17 protein-coding genes, 1 tRNA gene and 1 riboswitch are annotated in these 18,662 nt (G+C 44.7%); of the genes, 5 read left to right on the top strand and 13 right to left on the bottom strand.

All coding sequences use genetic code 11. The annotated features are described in order from the left end of the window. Positions 1-205: 205 nt before the first annotated feature. The 10 genes from oppF to moaA form a co-directional block, all read right to left on the bottom strand. Entirely contained in the window at positions 206-1,192 is a 987-nt protein-coding gene (gene oppF, locus AB4623_RS18750; RefSeq protein WP_009848634.1) for a murein tripeptide/oligopeptide ABC transporter ATP binding protein OppF, read from the bottom strand. Then, on the bottom strand, positions 1,189-2,160 hold the full coding sequence (locus AB4623_RS18745; RefSeq protein WP_012603544.1) for an ABC transporter ATP-binding protein: 972 nt from the start codon (positions 2,158-2,160) through the stop codon (positions 1,189-1,191). Before AB4623_RS18745 ends, oppF begins: the two co-directional genes overlap by 4 nt. Before the next feature lie 42 nt (positions 2,161-2,202). Beyond that, the gene (gene oppC, locus AB4623_RS18740) at positions 2,203-3,105 is read right to left on the bottom strand and encodes an oligopeptide ABC transporter permease OppC (RefSeq protein ID WP_017062173.1); all 903 of its coding nucleotides are present in this window, start codon (positions 3,103-3,105) and stop codon (positions 2,203-2,205) included. A gap of 15 nt (positions 3,106-3,120) precedes the next feature. Continuing rightward, entirely contained in the window at positions 3,121-4,041 is a 921-nt protein-coding gene (oppB, locus tag AB4623_RS18735; protein WP_017062174.1) for an oligopeptide ABC transporter permease OppB, read from the bottom strand. A gap of 114 nt (positions 4,042-4,155) precedes the next feature. After that, positions 4,156-5,787 carry an ABC transporter substrate-binding protein gene (locus AB4623_RS18730; protein WP_372074417.1) on the bottom strand — a complete coding sequence of 544 codons (1,632 nt, stop codon included), beginning with the start codon at positions 5,785-5,787 and terminating at the stop codon, positions 4,156-4,158. 649 nt (positions 5,788-6,436) lie between these two features. After that, positions 6,437-6,892, bottom strand: coding sequence for a molybdopterin synthase catalytic subunit MoaE (moaE, locus tag AB4623_RS18725; protein WP_048613176.1), 456 nt, complete (start codon positions 6,890-6,892; stop codon positions 6,437-6,439). Between the two features lie 2 nt (positions 6,893-6,894). Next, the gene (gene moaD / locus AB4623_RS18720) at positions 6,895-7,140 is read right to left on the bottom strand and encodes a molybdopterin synthase sulfur carrier subunit (RefSeq protein ID WP_017632501.1); all 246 of its coding nucleotides are present in this window, start codon (positions 7,138-7,140) and stop codon (positions 6,895-6,897) included. Next, positions 7,137-7,616 carry a cyclic pyranopterin monophosphate synthase MoaC gene (moaC, locus tag AB4623_RS18715; RefSeq protein WP_004734026.1) on the bottom strand — a complete coding sequence of 160 codons (480 nt, stop codon included), beginning with the start codon at positions 7,614-7,616 and terminating at the stop codon, positions 7,137-7,139. Before moaC ends, moaD begins: the two co-directional genes overlap by 4 nt. 12 nt (positions 7,617-7,628) lie before the next feature. Next, a complete protein-coding gene (moaB, locus tag AB4623_RS18710; protein ID WP_004734027.1) occupies positions 7,629-8,141 on the bottom strand; it encodes a molybdenum cofactor biosynthesis protein B in 513 nt (170 codons plus the stop codon). Positions 8,142-8,226: 85 nt separating this feature from the next. Beyond that, a complete protein-coding gene (moaA, locus tag AB4623_RS18705) occupies positions 8,227-9,216 on the bottom strand; it encodes a GTP 3',8-cyclase MoaA (protein WP_009848642.1) in 990 nt (329 codons plus the stop codon). Then, a riboswitch (molybdenum cofactor riboswitch) is annotated at positions 9,205-9,357 on the bottom strand. It overlaps the preceding gene by 12 nt. 194 nt (positions 9,358-9,551) lie before the next feature. Between moaA and AB4623_RS18700 the strand changes: the two genes are divergently transcribed. After that, positions 9,552-10,439: a YvcK family protein gene (locus AB4623_RS18700; RefSeq protein WP_017062178.1), complete on the top strand. Its 888-nt coding sequence runs from the start codon at positions 9,552-9,554 to the stop codon at positions 10,437-10,439. Positions 10,440-10,513: 74 nt separating this feature from the next. Here AB4623_RS18700 and luxU read toward each other — a convergent pair whose 3' ends face one another. From luxU to uvrB, 3 genes are all read right to left on the bottom strand, one after another. Continuing rightward, positions 10,514-10,858 (bottom strand): quorum-sensing phosphorelay protein LuxU, encoded by a 345-nt coding sequence (gene luxU, locus AB4623_RS18695; protein ID WP_017062179.1) that lies wholly within the window; start codon positions 10,856-10,858, stop codon positions 10,514-10,516. 24 nt (positions 10,859-10,882) lie between these two features. Next, positions 10,883-12,271 (bottom strand): quorum-sensing sigma-54 dependent transcriptional regulator LuxO, encoded by a 1,389-nt coding sequence (gene luxO, locus AB4623_RS18690; protein ID WP_004734031.1) that lies wholly within the window; start codon positions 12,269-12,271, stop codon positions 10,883-10,885. Positions 12,272-12,573: 302 nt separating this feature from the next. Continuing rightward, positions 12,574-14,604, bottom strand: coding sequence for an excinuclease ABC subunit UvrB (uvrB, locus tag AB4623_RS18685; protein ID WP_017066592.1), 2,031 nt, complete (start codon positions 14,602-14,604; stop codon positions 12,574-12,576). 508 nt (positions 14,605-15,112) lie between these two features. Between uvrB and AB4623_RS18680 the strand changes: the two genes are divergently transcribed. From AB4623_RS18680 to rsxC, 4 genes are all read left to right on the top strand, one after another. Further along, positions 15,113-15,188: transfer RNA gene (locus tag AB4623_RS18680), tRNA-Asn, on the top strand. 487 nt (positions 15,189-15,675) lie between these two features. Beyond that, positions 15,676-16,254, top strand: coding sequence for an electron transport complex subunit RsxA (gene rsxA / locus AB4623_RS18675; RefSeq protein WP_004734039.1), 579 nt, complete (start codon positions 15,676-15,678; stop codon positions 16,252-16,254). Between the two features lie 2 nt (positions 16,255-16,256). Continuing rightward, positions 16,257-16,850, top strand: a complete 594-nt coding sequence (gene rsxB, locus AB4623_RS18670) for an electron transport complex subunit RsxB (protein WP_102398539.1) — start codon at positions 16,257-16,259, stop codon at positions 16,848-16,850. 7 nt (positions 16,851-16,857) lie between these two features. Further along, the coding region (gene rsxC, locus AB4623_RS18665) for an electron transport complex subunit RsxC (protein WP_372147143.1) at positions 16,858-18,662 on the top strand (1,805 nt) is incomplete at its 3' end.

The following is an 18,662-nucleotide window of genomic DNA, read 5'->3' as shown; positions in this document are numbered from 1 at the left end:
AACTTACCCATATCCAAACCTCTGTCATCCAAGCTTTTCTCTAGTATAAAAAAAGCCAACTTTTTCAAAACTAGAAGAAGTTGGCTTAGTTGTTCGAATTATTTGATGAAGCTTATTTAATATGGATCTTTAGATACAAAAAAAGCGCAACTCATAAACAAGTTGCGCTTAAGCCTGTCACAGGCTGAACCGGTTTAAATAGGCTCTAGACTTGCACGTGCAAGCAAGATACTGCGTGTACGTCATCGCCTTGGATAGTTGGCTTAGTTTGCGCACACGCCTCTGTTGCTTGTGGGCAACGTGTACGGAACACACAACCTGATGGAGGATTGATTGGCGATGGTAAATCACCTTCCAACATCTGAATCGTTTTGTTGCGCTCTAGACGAGGGTCTGGAATCGGAACGGCAGACATCAACGCTTTGGTGTACGGGTGCTTAGGGTCAGAGAATAAGGCATCTGATTCACCAAGCTCTACCGCGTTACCTAGGTACATCACCAAGACACGGTCAGAAATGTGTTTAACCACTGACAAATCGTGCGCGATGAATACCAAAGACAAACCAAGTTCTTTCTGTAGCTCTTTCAGAAGGTTAACTACTTGAGCTTGGATAGATACATCGAGTGCAGAAACCGGTTCATCACAGATGATCATCTTAGGCTTCAAGATAAGCGCACGTGCAATACCAATACGCTGACACTGACCACCAGAGAATTCATGTGGGTAACGGTTGATTACGTTTGGTAGTAGACCAACCTTTGCCATCATCTCTTTAACTCTGTCCTTCACTTCTTGTTTAGAAAGTTCAGGAAAGAAAGTCTCTAGAGGCTCAGCAATGATATCGCCTACTGACATACGTGGGTTAAGCGACGCTAGCGGGTCTTGGAAGATCATCTGAATCTCTTTACGAGTCTCACGACGCTTCACTTCCTGCATCTTAGTTAGGTCTTGACCTAACCACATCACTTGCCCTTCAGTCGCTTCAACCAAGCCGATAATCGCACGGGCAAAAGTCGACTTACCACAACCAGACTCACCTACTACACCAAGCGTTTCGCCTTCGTAAAGGTGAACATCAACCCCATCAACCGCTTTAAGGTTTGATGGTTTTGCCCAAGGCCAAGCAGACTTAGCTGCAATGCTAAAGTGAACTTTCAGGTCTTTAATATCTAATAGTAATTCTTTACTCATTTTGTCCAAGTCTCCCAATCTGAAAAACAAGCACGCTGACGGTCTTTAGCAAATGGCTGCAAAATCGGTGCTTCTTGCTTACAACGGTCCATTACACGGTGACAACGGTCTTGGTAAGGACAACCTGTTGGTAGGCGAAGTAAGTTAGGTGGGTTACCTGGAATCGTCGGTAGAATTTCACCTTCGGTATCCAAACGAGGAATCGCTTTAAGCAGGCCTTCCGCATATGGGTGACTTGGCTCGTAGAAGATTTCATCAACCGTGCCGTATTCCATTGTACGACCCGCGTACATCACAAGTACTTTGTCACATGAGCCAGCAACAACACCCAAGTCATGGGTGATCATGATGATTGCCGTATTGAACTCATCTTTAAGTTCGTTCAGCAATTCCATGATTTGCGCTTGAATGGTTACATCCAGTGCCGTTGTTGGTTCATCAGCGATAAGCAATTTAGGACGACACAGCAGTGCCATTGCGATCATCACACGCTGACGCATACCGCCCGAAAATTCGTGCGGATACATGGTGATACGTTTACGAGCTTCAGGAATTTTCACCGCTTCCAGCATGCGTACTGATTCTTCAAACGCTTCTGCTTTACCCATGCCTTTATGCAGCATAAGTACTTCCATCAGCTGATCACTTACTTTCATGTAAGGGTTCAGTGAGGTCATTGGATCTTGGAAGATCATCGCGATTTGTTCAGCACGAACCTTGTTCAGTGCTTTTTCAGGCAGGTTGAGAATTTCATTGCCTTCAAACTTTGCACTGCCTGAGATGATGCCGTTCTTAGCCAGCAGCCCCATCAGTGCAAATACCGTTTGTGATTTACCTGAACCCGACTCACCAACAATACCTAGCGTTTCGCCTTGGTTAAGTGAGAAGTTCAAGTCGTTTACTGCGGTTACGATACCATCTTGCGTGGTAAATTCAACGCGCAGATCTTTGACATCTAATAAGCTCATTATTGCTTCCTTAATCTTTTATAGCTTTTAATTGCTATTTCGTTATCTGTCTTTTGGATCAAGCGCGTCGCGCAGACCATCACCTACGTAGTTAAAGCAGAACAGCGTAACTACCATGAATGCCGCAGGGAATGTCAATTGCCAGATTGCAACTTCCATTGTTTGCGAACCTTCTTGAAGCAATGCGCCCCAGCTTGTCATAGGCTCTTGAACACCAAGACCAAGGAAAGATAAGAATGATTCTGTAAGGATCATGCTTGGAATAAGCAGCGTAGAATAAACCGCTACGATACCCAGTACGTTCGGTACGATGTGACGTGTAATGATCTTCCATTTGCTTACACCACATACGTGTGCAGCTTCAATGAACTCTTTACTACGTAGGCTCAACGTTTGACCACGTACAATACGCGCCATATCTAGCCAAGCAATCGCACCAATAGCAACGAAGATTAGGACGATGTTACGACCAAAGAACGTTACCAGTACGATTACTAGGAACATGAATGGTACTGCGTACAAGATCTCTAGGATACGCATCATCACTCGGTCAGTACGACCGCCGATGAAGCCTGAAGCTGCACCGTAAAGCGTACCAATCAGTACCGCTACGAAGGCACCCATCACACCAACCATCAATGAGATGCGGCCACCGACAAGAGTACGAACGTACAAATCACGACCTAAGCTATCTGTACCAAACCAGTGATCCGCATTCGGACCAACGTGCATTGCGTACCAGTCAGTATCATCATAAGTGTACTGAGCCAGCATTGGTAAGAAGATAACTGCCAGTACCATAAGCGTAAGAATGAACAGACTCACCATCGCAGCTTTGTTTCGCATGAAACGAATGCGCGCGTCCTGCCACAAACTACGACCTTCAATCTCTAAGCTCTCAGAGAACTTTTCGATCGCTTCTAAATTTTCTTTTTTCTTCAACATAACCATGCGTCCCTGTTAGTAGCGAATTTTCGGGTCAATAAGCGCTAGCAAAATATCAACGATTGCGTTGAACAAGATGAATAGGAAACCAATCAAGATGGTTACACCCATTACTAGCGAGTAGTCACGGTTAAACGCGGCGTTAACAAACAGCTTACCGATACCTGGTAGGCCGAAGATGGTTTCAACAACAACTGAACCTGTGATGATACCTACGAACGCAGGTCCCATGTAAGAAACAACAGGTAGCATTGCTGGCTTAAGTGCATGTTTTAGAATGATATAACGGTAGCTTAGACCTTTTGCACGCGCAGTTCGGATAAAGTTACTGTTTAGCGTTTCAATCATGCTACCGCGAGTAATACGAGCAAAGGTTGCTACGTAAAGAAGAGACATCGCGATAACAGGCAGCACGATGTACATGAATGTACCGCCATGCCAACCACCTGCTGGGAATATGTTCCAGTGCAGGGAGAAAAGGTAAATAAGCGCCGGTGCCAACACGAAAGATGGCATTACCACCCCGAGCATGGCGGTCGACATTATGGTGTAGTCGACCCAGGTGTTGTGCTTCAAGGCAGCAATCGTCCCGACAGTGACCCCCATCAATAGTGTGAAGATAAAGGCAACGAAACCTACCTTCGCAGATACTGGAAGTGCAACCGCGATCAGCTCATTTACTGTGTAATCTTGGTACTTAAACGAGGGGCCGAAGTCACCTTGTAAGATATTTGTCAAATACGTGGTGTATTGTTCAAATACTGGTTTATCTAAGCCGTATTTAGCTTCGATGTTAGCCATAACTTCTGGCGGTAATGGACGTTCGCTTGAAAACGGGTTACCCGGTGCGAAACGCATGAGAAAGAAAGATATAGTGATCAACACCAACATGGTTGGAATCGCTTCAAATATCCGTTTCATAATGAATTTAAGCATAAACTCACTCTTTCAGTCTGTGACAATTAAAATTAGAAAGACGCTACATGCGCGCCCTGCGCATGTAGTGCCTGTATCGTTATAGTTATATTAACTTTTTAGAATCGAAGCTTATTATTGAGCTTTGATGTATAGGTCTTTCGAGAAGATCTTGTCTTCCGCGTTGTTGATTGGGAAACCACCAACATGCGGGTTAAGTAGACGAGATTTAACGTATTGGTAGATAGGAGCGATTGGCATGTCGTTTGCCATTAGCGCCTCAGCTTCTAGGTAAAGTGCTTTACGCTCTTCTTCTGAAGTTGAGTTAAGTGCTTTATCGATGATCTGGTCGTAAGCCGCGCTGTCGTAGTGAACACCACCGGTAGTGTTGTTACTCTTCATTAGCGTTAGGAACGAAGACGCTTCATTGTAGTCACCACACCAACCAGCACGTGCTACTTCGAAGTCACCAGAATCTTTAGAAGATAGGTACGTTTTCCACTCTTGGTTCTCAAGTGTTACAGAAAGACCCAGTGTTTTCTTCCACATAGAACCTAGCGCTACAGCAATCTTCTTGTGGTTCTCTGAAGTGTTGTAAAGCAGGTTGAATTTAAGTGGGTTGTCTTTACCGTAACCCGCTTCTTCAAGAAGACGTTCCGCTTCTGCGTTACGCTCTTTCTGAGACATCTTGCCGTAAGCAGGTAGCTCAGGATCGAAGCCAGCTGTGATTTCAGGCGTTAGGAAATACGCAGGTTTTTGACCTTGCGCTAGGATAGCACCTGTTACGATATCACGGTCGATCGCGTAAGAGATTGCTTGACGAACACGAACATCATCAAATGGTGCTTTCTTCGTATTGAAGATGTAGTAGTAAGTACATAGGTTACCCGCTACAGATACATCTTCTGCGTACTCTTTTTGAAGACGCTTGAAGTGCTCAGTTGGAAGTTCGTTTGTGAAATCGATTTCACCAGATAGGAAACGGTTCATTTCCGCTACTTGGTTTTCGATTGGTAGGAACGTTACTTTGTTAAGAACTGTTTTATCGTTGTCCCAGTACTGTTCGTTACGCTTGAGTACTAGACGCTCGTTAACAACCCATTTATCAACAGAGAATGCACCGTTGCCAACAAAGTGCTCTGGCTTAGTCCACTGGTCACCGTATTTTTCAACAGTTGCCTGGTGTACTGGCTTCATTGTCGTGTGGCCCATCATCATTACGAAGTATGGTACCGCTGTTTCTAATTCAACAACAAGCGTGTTTGCATCTACAGCTTTAACGCCTAGCTCACTCTTGTCTTTCTTACCCGCTACGATGTCCTTCGCATTCGCCATCTTGGTATATTCCATGTACCAAGCGTATGGAGAAGCCGTTGCAGGATCAACTGCACGTTGCCAGCTGTAAACGAAATCTTCAGCTGTTACAGGATCGCCGTTAGACCATTTTGCATCTTTACGTAGGTGGAAAGTGAATGTTTTGTTGTCTGTCGTTTCCCAGCTTTCAGCAACACCAGGGATAGTATTACCTTCGCCGTCTTGGTTCACTAGACCTTCTAGAAGATCACGAATTACGTGAGATTCTGGTACACCTTGAGATTTGTGTGGGTCGATAGTCGCAACTTCAGTACCGTTACCGCGAACAAGTTCCTGAACTTTTGCTAGTTCTGTGCCTGCTGGAACTTCAGCAGCGATAGAAAGAGTAGAAGTGGCAGCCACTGCCAAACCAGCACCTAGAAGAAGGGCCTGAGTGATTTTATTCTTGTACATTTAATAAACTCCAAGTTTTTCGTATTGCATCCATGACTTCTTTGCTTGGTTCACTGAACGGCAGTGATTTAGATTTATTTAGCTCAAATTTTAAGCATAAAAATCTAAAACCTTACAAAGATTGAGGCACACACTATCAACCATTGAAGTAATTTGCCATAAACAAGTCGCAAAAAATCGGATAATTCTCCGAATTACTTAAGGTAATAGTGTAAATCTCTAATAAAAACCTAATGAATAGTGAGTTACACATAAGGATTAATTAAAAAACAGCCTTTAGTGTTGATGTATCTGTATTGATACTTTTTTTTAGCATCTTATGCTAGAACACAGACGGCAAATTAACATTAATGCCACATGAAATCTAATTGCACATCACATATCCCCTAAATAGACTCCACTATTTGTGAGGATTATCACTTTATACAAAACAGCATAAAGCACTGCACCAAAACAGATTTAGAAACGCACCAAGACAGACAAAATCACGCACCGAATTTATATGCAACTTGAATGATTAACCATTTATTAATACACCATTTATTTATAAATGACTTTGTAGCACGCACAAAAAAACCGACGTTCAACGTCGGCTTTTTACTGTCCAATCAACAGAGCGAATTTTTGAAGTAACATCCTATTGCGAGAATTATTTATCCCAACGCTCCGCAGCTTTTGTATCTGAATCGCGAGAATCAACCCAGCGAGTTGTTTCAGTGGTACGTTCTTTTTTCCAAAACGGCGCTTTAGTTTTCAGAAAGTCCATAACAAACTCACACGCTTCGAAGGCAGCACCACGATGCGCGCTGGAGACACCAACGTAAACAATCTGGTCACCGATATCTAGGTCACCTACACGATGGATAACTCGCATCTTCTGAATTGGCCAGCGTGCCTCAGCTTGATCACAGATCTCGCTCAGCGACTTCTCTGTCATACCCGGATAATGCTCCAGAGACAAACCAATCACGTTGTCGCCAAGGTTCATGTCGCGAACTTTACCAACGAACGTCACAATCGCTCCGGCAGCAGTACCTTGAGCCAAGTAGTCGTATTCGTCGCCTACAGAGAAATCCTCTGCTGTCACTAATACTCTTGGATCCATGCTTAGCCTCCGGTCACTGGTGGGAAGAATGCCACTTCATCGCCGTCTTTCACTTCAGTAGTCAAAGGCACAATAGATTGGTTAAGCGCAGCTAGAAGCTTGCCCTCTTCCAAAGCGATATCCCATTTACCTTCTTGTGCTACAAGGTGGCTGCGAATCGCTTCAATCGTCTTGAACTGTGCATCAACTTCAACGCTGTCCACACCAACAAGTTCACGAGTTTGAGCAAAGAAAAGTACAGTAATCATGATTCCACCTTAAAGTGTCCTGATTTACCACCCGTCTTCTCTAACAGGCGTACGTTCTCGATAACGATGTCTTTCTGAACAGCTTTACACATATCGTAAATCGTCAGCGCAGCAACAGAAGCAGCCGTTAGCGCTTCCATCTCTACGCCTGTCTTACCCGCAAGCTTACAAACAGATTCGATGCGTACCTTGTTTTCAGACTCGATCGCTTCAAGCTGCACTTCTACTTTAGTTAATAGTAGAGGGTGACACAGTGGAATCAGATCCCAAGTTTTCTTCGCCGCTTGAATACCCGCAATACGTGCCGTTGCGAAAACATCACCTTTATGGTGGCTACCAGAAACAATCAGCTCTAGCGTTTCAGCAGACATTTGTACGAAAGCTTCCGCTCTCGCTTCACGTACCGTTTCCGCTTTAGCCGATACATCGACCATGTTTGCTTCGCCAGACGCGTTAATGTGTGTAAATTGGCTCATACTCAAACCGCCTTATACAGAAAGGTGTGGCATGAAGTTACAAGGGCGGTGGCTAGCATCCATTTGTTGCTTAATGATCTTAGTCCAGCCAGTGCGACAAGCGCCTGTAGAGCCTGGCATCGCAAAGATTACTGTGTGGTTAGCAAAGCCCGCAATCGCACGAGATTGAATTGTCGATGTACCGATCTCTTCGTAAGACACTTGACGGAATAGCTCACCAAAGCCTTCTACTTCTTTGTCGAACAGTGGCTTAAGTGCTTCTGGCGTGCTATCACGAGAAGTGAAACCAGTACCACCCGTGATCATGATAGCTTGTACGCTTTCATCAGCGATCCATTTAGATACGATCGCACGGATCTTGTACATGTCATCAATAACGATTTGCTTATCAACCACGTTGTGACCCGCTTCTTTAGCATGCTCTGCTAGGTAACCGCCTGAAGTGTCGTTTTCTTCTGTACGAGTATCTGAAACCGTTAGTACTGCGATGTTTGCTGCTTGGAATTTGCTTTCTGCGTGACCCATTTGTTCACCTATATAAATTTTTCATTAGACTGATTCGCCCAGCCTGAAGAAGCTGAGCGATAAAATCTTTAGAGTGTGTAGCGGGTTAACCGCCGATTGACGCCAAGTTTGGAGTCATGCCGCTGTTGCCATCGTGTAAGAAGTGGCTAACGGACTTGGTTTGAAGCTGAGCCTGAATTCGATCAATGAGTTCTTGCTCTTGTTGATCTTCTTGAATCAGATCTCTCAGTTCAACACCATGGTCGCCAAACAGACATAAGTGAAGTTTACCGGTCGCAGAAACGCGCAGTCGGTTACAACTCTCACAAAAGTCTTTCTCGTAAGGCATGATCAAACCGATTTCACCCTTGTAGTCTGGGTGGACAAACACTTGCGCCGGGCCATCGTTAACGGCTTTGACTTTTAACAGCCAACCATTAGCAATAAGCTGGTTGCGAATCGCAACGCCAGACACATGATGTTTATCGAACAACTCGTCCATCTCGCCGGTTTTCATCAGCTCGATAAAACGTAATTGAATAGGTTTGTCTTTGATCCAATTAAGGAAGGCTGGTAATTCCTGACTATTGAGGTCTTTCATTAATACGACGTTGACTTTGACTTGTTCAAAGCCAACCTCAAACGCTTTATCAATGCCTCGCATAACCTCAGTAAACTTATTCTCACCAGTGATCTGATGGAACATGCGCGAATCTAAACTATCCACGCTCACGTTTATATGGGTTAAACCAGCATCACGCCATTGCCCTACTTGTTTCTCCATGCGGTAGCCATTCGTTGTGGTGGCTACTTTTTCGATGCCTGGAGTAGAAGCAACGGTATGTATGATTTCAGGAAAGTCTTTACGCAGACTCGGCTCTCCGCCTGTAATGCGGATCTTTGAGGTACCACAATCTGCAAACGCTTTAACAACGCGTTTGATCTCGGGAACACTTAAAAAAGACGAGTTTTTTTGCCCTGACGGTTTGTAACCATCTGGCAAGCAGTAAGTACATTTAAAGTTACAGACGTCTGTAACCGACAAGCGCAAGTAATAAAACTTGCGATGGAATCTATCTTCGAATTGTTGCGCCACGGAACACCTTTCCAAACACGGGAGGCATAATCATTTCCAATTAAGCCCTTGTGACAACATGTCACTGGCTCTTGATGCGTATCGGTACAGCAAATACCACTGTGCGACTTAGCATGCGAGAGCTCGGAGTTATGGCAACTGAGCGTTATATTCACACGCGCAGTAGCTGAGTAATAAAATACTTAATATTTGTACGTGAATCTAGCTCTGATGGTAAAAAACGGGTCACATCGGCAAAAAAAACGTATCAAACGCTCAAAATAACTCTTGTTGAGTATATAGCGAGAAGCATTTAACCTAAATTATAGTTGGTAATAACCTAACAAGAACAATAAATGAATATTTACTCTTCAAAGAAAGTCGTAGCAATCGGCGGTGGCCATGGCTTAGGTCGCATGTTAGCTGCATTAAAAGACTTTGGTAACAACGCAACTGGCATTGTTGCAACGACAGATAACGGCGGTTCCACCGGACGTATTAGAGATTGCCAAGGTGGCATCGCATGGGGAGATACACGCAACTGTATCAACCAATTAATCACAGAGCCTTCAATCAGTTCGATGATGTTCGAATACCGCTTTCGTGGTCAAGGTGAGCTAGACGGTCATAACTTGGGTAACCTAATGCTGACGGCGTTAGACAACCTTTCCGTTCGCCCATTGGAAGCAATTAACCTGATTCGAAATATGCTCAAGGTCGATGTCAATATCGTGCCGATGACTGAGCATCCTTCAGACCTCACGGCTCTATCAATGGACGGCCGCTGGGTTACCGGCGAAACCAACGTTGATGACATGACGGAAAAGCTGCGCATGATGGACTTGTCTCCAGAAGTGCCAGCAACCAAAGAAGCCGTTGCTGCCGTTGAGCAAGCAGACTGCATTGTCCTTGGCCCTGGAAGCTTTTTAACCAGTGTGATGCCCCCTCTTCTCCTTCCAGAGATTGGCAAAGCAATCTCTGAGAACACCAAGGCAAAAGTTATCTTCGTTGAAAACCTTTCACCAGAGCACGGTCCCGCAGGGAAAATGACGCTTCAAGAGCAATTGGAGTGGTGTGAACGTACCTGTAAGGCAAGGAAAATAGACATCGTGTTAGGCAATGAACCTCACCCGGAACTAGAAGTGCAATGGAATTGTGTGACCACAGATCTTGCATCGGCAAACCGAGATTGGCGACACGACCGTGTGAAGCTTCAACAAGCCATTGAAGCCCAGTTGGCGTAGCCATAGGTTCAAGCGACAAACAACAAAAAAGGAGCATGCTGCTCCTTTTTTAATCTCAGTAATAACTCGCTGTTTTAAAGGTCCGTCATCAACTGCTGATATTCAGTGTACGTCGATAACAGGAGGTCTTGCATATCTTGAAAATCAATCTCGGTTACAGGCAACGCTTGCTTCACTTTTGCGTCTAAGCTAATCGCAAAACTACACAAAGAATCCGCACCAAAGCTTGCTGCGCTGCTCTTAAGCGCATGACTGATATCAGCCAAGTACTTAGAGGTATCCGACTCTTTATTTATCTCTAGGTGTTCGTAGTAGCCTTTCAACTCACCTAAAAAGATTTCCAGTAAAACCGGGACATTCTCTTGGCCTATTTCGCCGGCAAGCTCATCAACTTTTTGCTGATTTAATACTTTCGTCATTATTATTTTCTTATTGTTTGTTGATTACTGCTTCGCATTCCACGTTTGCAACTTACGGTATATCGTCGATGGACTGACATCTAAGAAACCTGCCGCACGAGGGATGTTGCCATCACACGCTTTAATGGCCTGCTCGATAGCCGTTTTCTCAGTGATCCACAATGGGAAAATATCTTTTACCGTGATGTCTTCATTCTGCTTCTCTTTCAATCGCAGACTGTTTTCAATCGGTTGGTTCAACGGTGGTGGAAGCATGTTGAGAGTAATCTCTTTGCCGTTATTCAAAACCACCACGTTCCGCAACACGTTTTGTAGCTGACGAACGTTACCCGGCCACTCATATTGATTAAAGCGATCAAGTACTTCCTGAGCAAAACGTACAAACGCCTTCCCCTCCTCGACCGACATATAGCCTAGCAGAGAATACGCGATCTCGATGACATCTTCACCACGCTCACGCAATGGCGGCAAGTGCAATGGAATCACGTATAAACGATAGTATAAATCTTCTCTAAAGCGACCTTCTTGTACTTCTTTCCAAGGGTCACGGTTGGTCGCACACACAAAACGAACGTCGACACTCTTCATCTTCGAAGAGCCGACTTTTTGGAAAGTACCGGTTTGGATAAAGCGCAGCAGCTTGGTTTGCAGCTCTAAGTCCATTTCGCACAGTTCATCAAGAAACAGTGTTCCACCATCAGCAAGCTCAGCAGCACCTTGGCGATCGGTCGCCGCACCGGTAAAGGCACCTTTAACGTGACCAAACAATTCACTTTCAATCAGATCTTTAGGGATAGCGGCACAGTTAATCGCGATGAAAGGCTTATCGCCACGCTTACTCGCCGCATGAATGGCTTCTGCACATACCTCTTTACCGGTACCACTTTCACCAGTAATGAAAATGCTCGCCTTACTCGATGCAGCAGAATCAATCGTTCGGTAAACCTGCTGCATGGTTTGGCTACTGCCGATAAAGCCTTGGTAATTTTGGTTTCCTGGGTGTTCCGAGCTATTTTTAAGCTTGGTGGCTTTGCGGATCGCATTATTCACCGTAATACGGAGTCGGTCGGCTTCACACGGTTTGATAAGGAAATCTTGAGAACCATGACGCATCGCTTCTACGGCGGTATCGATAGAGCCATGAGCCGTCATGAAGATAACCGGAACTTCAGGGTACTTCTGTTTTACAGCAAATAGCACGTCCATACCCGTCATATCAGGTAGACGTAGATCTAATAAAATAAGGTCTGGGATTCGATGATTCAAACTCTCGATTGCATCGCGGCCAGTGCCAACAATGTTGATATCAATTTCGAGCGGTGTAAGATACGAGCGATATAAAGCTGCTACCGAAGCGGTATCCTCTACCATCAACAAATACTTCGATTTGTTATCTAGCGTTTTTGATTGCATATCCTAGCCATTTATAATTTGCATTTCTTATTATAGTCGCATTCCGCTTTGCATTATGCAAATTAGCCACAGTATTTGTAGTGTGTTTTTTTACTTGCTTCAAACAATCAATGTTTTATCTATCTGGCACGAACGATGCAACGGTATAAATGACCTTCGGGTCACCTAGCCAACTGACGTTGTTAGTGGACCGATTGTTCACAAACGTAAGCCAGTAGAACATTTACTACTGGCTGTTTTTTTGTCTGAAACACTCTCAATTCTTGTGTTGAGGGGGATCAATTCTCGAGCGAAAAGTGAGATTAGCTGTTGGTAATAAACTGCTTTCTTAACTGATCAATTTCATCACGCTTCTGTGCGGCCAATTCAAATTCCAGATTCTGAGCATGCTGATACATCGCAGATTCTAGCTTGCTGATCTCTTTATCAAGCTGTTGCGGCGTAAGTACTGCATAACTTTCAGAAGGCTCTGCCACCTTAGATAGTGGAACTTGTTTCGATTGGCGCTGCTGCTTCGACTTGGTTAGATCACCCAGTTCCATAATGTCTTTGATATTGCGTTTCAACGCTTGCGGAGTGATGCCTTGCTCTTCGTTGTAGGCTTGCTGTTTCTCGCGACGACGATCGGTTTCATCAATCGCTTTTCTCATCGACTTAGTAATCGAATCACCATAAAGGATTGCTCGACCTTCCAAGTTACGAGCAGCACGACCAATGGTTTGAATCAGAGAACGCTCAGAACGCAAGAAGCCCTCTTTATCTGCATCAAGAATCGCCACCAGCGACACTTCAGGCATATCCAAACCTTCACGAAGTAAGTTAATGCCCACTAACACATCGAACTTGCCCAAACGTAGGTCTCGGATGATCTCTACACGCTCAACGGTATCGATATCCGAGTGCAAGTAACGCACTTTAACGCCGTGCTCACTTAGGTATTCGGTTAAGTCTTCTGCCATTCTCTTGGTCAACGTGGTAACCAAAACACGCTCTTCTTTCACTGAACGGATTCTGATTTCAGACAGCAAGTCATCCACCTGCGTCGCGACAGGTCTTACTTCGATGATTGGGTCTAACAGACCAGTAGGACGTACCACTTGATCAGCAATCTCGCCATCTGATTTTTCAATCTCGTAATTACCTGGTGTTGCCGACACAAAAATCGTTTGTGGGGCTATAGACTCAAATTCTTCAAACTTCATTGGACGGTTATCCAATGCAGAAGGCAGTCTAAAACCAAACTCGACCAAGGTTTCTTTACGAGAACGGTCACCTTTATACATCGCACCAATTTGCGGCACAGTCACGTGTGACTCATCGATGATCAGCAAACCATCATCAGGCAGGTAGTCAAATAACGTTGGCGGCGCTTCCCCTTCCGCACGGCCGCTCAAGTATCGTGAATAGTTTTCGATACCGGAACAGAAGCCAAGCTCAGTCATCATCTCAATATCAAACTGAGTTCTTTGAGAGATACGCTGCTCTTCCAAAAGCTTATTGTTGTCTTTTAAGTATTGAGCACGATCGCGCAGTTCGTCCTTGATGTTCTCAATCGCCTCAAGGATTTTTTCTCTTGGCGTTACATAGTGAGTTTTTGGATAAACCGTAAAGCGCGGCAAGTCTCTTTGTTTCACCGCACCAGTCAGAGGATCAAAAATACTAATGCAGTCCACTTCGTCATCGAACATCTCAATTCGAACCGCATCTTGGTCAGATTCAGCCGGAAAGATATCAATCACCTCACCACGAACACGAAACTGACCACGTTCAAAGGCGACATCGTTTCTTGAATATTGCAGCTCAGCCAATCGACGCAGGATGTCTCGCTGATCCATCACCTCGCCACGACTCAAATGAAGCATCATCTTCAAATAAGACTTAGGATCACCCAGACCGTAGATAGCCGACACAGAAGCCACAATGATGGCGTCTTTTCGTTCTAATAAGGCTTTGGTTGCCGAAAGCCTCATTTGTTCGATATGAGCGTTCACAGACGCATCTTTCTCGATGAACGTGTCCGTGGTTGGAACGTAGGCTTCAGGTTGGTAGTAATCGTAGTAAGAAACGAAATACTCAACGGCATTGTTTGGAAAGAAAGATTTCATCTCACCGTAAAGTTGAGCCGCCAATGTCTTGTTAGGCGCTAACAGAATCGCAGGTCTTTGAGATTGGGAAATGACGTTGGCAAGGGTAAAGGTTTTACCTGAGCCCGTTACCCCTAGTAGAGTTTGATGTGCCAAACCAGAATCTAATCCGTCTAGTAATTTGGTTATCGCTGTCGGCTGATCACCGGACGGGCTGTAGTCCGATACCAAGTCAAAGAGTTTACTCATAGGTCGCCATTTCCATACTGTTTTTTTAATCAGGTCATTGTCACTCTAGGAGGAGTGTCGTTGCAACAATTATCTAGAGAAATGCATCTTAAGATCAGAGATCAGTTATAGCTTTTATTTTTAGAACTTGGTATTATCCGTGCCCTGCAAAGTTTCCCCAGCTAAATTACTCGAATTTTAATCCACTACTTTTCCCCAAAAAACCTAAAAATACCGCTTGTTTTACTGTTCGTTTTATAATCTACAAAAGTTATACAATTGCGACATTTTGCTATAAATCTTTTAAATACATTACGTTAGATAAGGTTTTTACATTTTTCGATTTATCCCGATTATTGTTGTTAAAGTTTCACACACACACTTATCCACAATTTTGGTGGATAACTAAAGCAAAGCTAAATCCTATAAGGCGTTCAAGAAAGTAAAGTTTTTTATCTTACTTTTTTCTGATATTTTTTATTGACAGAAATCCGGACAATTATTAGAATTCGCGTCGCTAACAAGCAATTCCCCTTTAGTTCAGTCGGTAGAACGGCGGACTGTTAATCCGTATGTCGCAAGTTCAAGTCTTGCAAGGGGAGCCAAATTCAGAAAAAAGCTCAATCGAAAGATTGGGCTTTTTTCGTATATAACTGCGACTAACTTGTTCCAAGTTAATGTCACAAACCTAGCCGCCCGCGTTCAAGTCTCGACAAGGGGGCCAAATTTAAAGAAGCCGCATCACTCGATGCGGCTTTTTGCGTTTTAGTGCTTTGGGCTCGTATTTTACTCGGCTCTTTCACTCCTCTTTTTGATAGTTCTGAGCACAAAAAGCCACAAATATGACCCTATTCGTAGGAAGCAAATCGAGTTCAATTCAAGAATGATCTTATGAAAGATCCAATTCAACTACTCCTACAAACTTGTCTCACGAAGTAAAAATTGGCCGTCTATACTTACGGTAACTTTAATAATCAATCGATTACCTGATGTTTTTTTCACCAAGTGTCTAAATCCCTAGTGATCCTTGGTTGTTATTAGGTGAGCAAAGCAGGATAATATCGGGATCGGAATCTCAAGAATTAATCCATTATGACCGAATACCTTTTGTTGTTGGTTGGCACAGTGCTGGTCAATAACTTTGTGCTAGTGAAGTTTTTAGGACTATGTCCATTTATGGGAGTCTCCAAGAAACTGGAGACTGCGATTGGCATGGGCCTCGCGACGACTTTCGTTCTAACGTTAGCGTCGGTATCTGCATACCTAGTAGAAACCTACATCCTTACCCCTCTGGGTATTGAATACCTGCGTACCATGAGCTTCATTTTGGTTATCGCGGTGGTCGTTCAATTTACGGAAATGGTCGTTCACAAAACCAGCCCGACTCTTTATCGCCTATTGGGTATCTTCCTGCCTCTTATCACCACCAACTGTGCGGTATTAGGTGTGGCACTTTTGAACATCAATGAAAACCACAACTTCATTCAGTCGATCATCTATGGTTTTGGCGCTGCGGTGGGTTTCTCTCTTGTATTGATCCTATTTGCTGCGATGCGTGAACGTATTGCGGTTGCTGATGTTCCAATGCCCTTCAAAGGCGCATCGATTGCGATGATCACAGCAGGCTTAATGTCTTTGGCATTTATGGGCTTTACTGGGTTGGTGAAATAAGCATGAGTACCATTTTAATTGCGATCATTGCGCTAGCCGTTTTAGCCGCTGTTTTTGGCGCTATTTTGGGCTTTGCTTCTATCCGCTTTAAAGTTGAAGCCGATCCTATCGTCGATCAAATCGACACCATCTTACCGCAAACTCAATGTGGCCAGTGTGGCTACCCTGGCTGTCGCCCATACGCAGAGGCGATCGCTAACGGAGACAAGATCAACAAATGTCCTCCGGGCGGCCAAGCAACCATTGAGAAGCTAGCAGATTTAATGGGCGTAGAAGTTGAAGACTCCGCTCATGACTTAGATAACAAAGTAAAAACCGTTGCCTTCATTCACGAAGATATGTGTATCGGCTGTACCAAGTGTATTCAAGCCTGCCCTGTTGACGCCATTGTTGGTGGCACCAAGGCACTGCACACAGTAATTAAAGATGAATGTACAGGTTGTGATCTATGTGTCGCACCGTGCCCTACTGACTGTATTGAAATGATTCCAGTGGCAACAACGACTGAAAATTGGAAATGGCAGATGAACATCATCCCTTTTACTGATATCACTAACCAAGCGACTGATGCGACTGCGTCAGAGCCTAAAGCATAGGGTTAGTATGATCTCTTTAATTGAACAAATTCGCACGGGCTCTATTTGGAACTTCCCTGGTGGCGTGCACCCTGCTGAAAACAAGAAACAGTCGAATACTACTGATATCGTCCATGCAAGGCTTCCAGAAGAAATCGTTCTTCCTGTGAAACAGCACATCGGTAAGCCGGGGAACCTATTGGTTGCTGCTGGCGACACTGTGTTAAAAGGTCAGCAACTTACGGCCTTAGACACAGGTTTTACTTTGCCAGTACACGCACCAACATCGGGTGTGATTACCGCTATCGAACCGCGAACTACCGCTCACCCTTCAGGCTTGAGCGAAATATGCGTGGTTATTAAACCTGATGGCCTAGACACTTGGATTGAAAAAAATCCAGTTGAAGATTTTTCGACAAAGACTTCTGACGAACTGCTTGATGTGATTCGCCAAGCTGGTATTTCAGGCATGGGCGGCGCAGGTTTCCCTACGGCTAAGAAGCTTCAATCAGGCTTAGGTCGTACCGACATTTTGATCGTCAACGCTGCGGAATGTGAACCTTACATCACCTCTGATGACAAGTTGCTTCAAGAACATGCCGACGAAGTATTAAACGGCATCGAAGTGGTTGAACACATTCTTCAACCAAAGCTGACGGTTATCGGCATTGAAGACAACAAACCAGATGCGATAAAAGCACTTGAGATTGCAGCGAAAGACAAAGATATCGTCATTCGCGTTATCCCAACCAAATACCCTTCTGGTGGTGAGAAGCAACTTATCAAGATCCTCACCAACAAAGAGGTTCCAGCTGGCGGCATTCCTGCAGACATTGGTGTTTTGGTTCAGAACGTCGGCTCTCTTTACTCGATTAAGCGAGCGGTAATTGACGGCGAACCTGTGGTTAACCGCGTTGTGACATTAACCGGTAAAACCTTTAAGCAACCTCGTAACGTTTGGGCGCTATTAGGCACACCAATACATGAGTTACTTGAAGAGTTTGGCTACAAAGCAGATAAAAAACTGCCGCGTTTAATTTTGGGCGGCCCGATGATGGGCTTTACCTTGCCGCATGCCAATGTGCCAATCACCAAAACGTCGAACTGTATTTTAGCGCCAACGCGTCGTGAGATCTCACCAAGCACTTACGAGATGGAATGTATTCGTTGCAGCGCGTGTGCTGAAGCTTGTCCTGCGTCTCTACTTCCTCAACAACTGCAATGGCATGCGAAAGCCAACGAGTTGGATAAGTGTGAAGAGCTGAATATTAAAGACTGTATTGAATGCGGTGCTTGTGCGTTTGTCTGCCCAAGTGAAATCCCTCTTGTTCAGTACTATCGCCAAGCGAAAGCCGAAATCAAAACAAGAAAAGACGAAGCGACAGCTGCAGAGCGCGCCAAGATTCGTTTCGAAGAGAAAAACGCTCGTATGGAGCGTGACAAAGCTGAACGTGAAAATCGCTTCAAGAAAGCTGCTGACAACCGTCGTAAAGACATGAAATCAGCGGATGGTGATGATGCGATTGCAGCTGCGATTGCTCGCGTTAAAGCGCAAAAAGCCGCGGCAGAACCAGCCGTTAAACCTGCGGTAGCCGCTGCGATTGCGAAGGCAAAAGCGAAACAAGCTGCAGCTCAAAAAGCAAACGACGCCGGACCTGATAACTCTGAAATGTCGAAACTGCGTGAAGAACGTAAACGACAAGCTCGAGAGCGCAAGGCACAACAAGCAGCCGCTGATACTCCTGCAGAAAGCTCTGGCGATGCCAAGAAAGATGCCGTCGCTGCAGCCATTGCTCGTGCTAAAGCCAAGAAAGCTCAACAAGCGGAATCAGC

It is taken from the genome of Vibrio sp. 10N.222.52.C12 (genome assembly GCF_041474215.1).
GTDB classification, from domain to species: domain Bacteria; phylum Pseudomonadota; class Gammaproteobacteria; order Enterobacterales; family Vibrionaceae; genus Vibrio; species Vibrio crassostreae_C.
The sequence above is the reverse complement of the archived record's forward strand: the minus strand, read 5'-3'. Positions and strand labels throughout refer to the sequence as shown.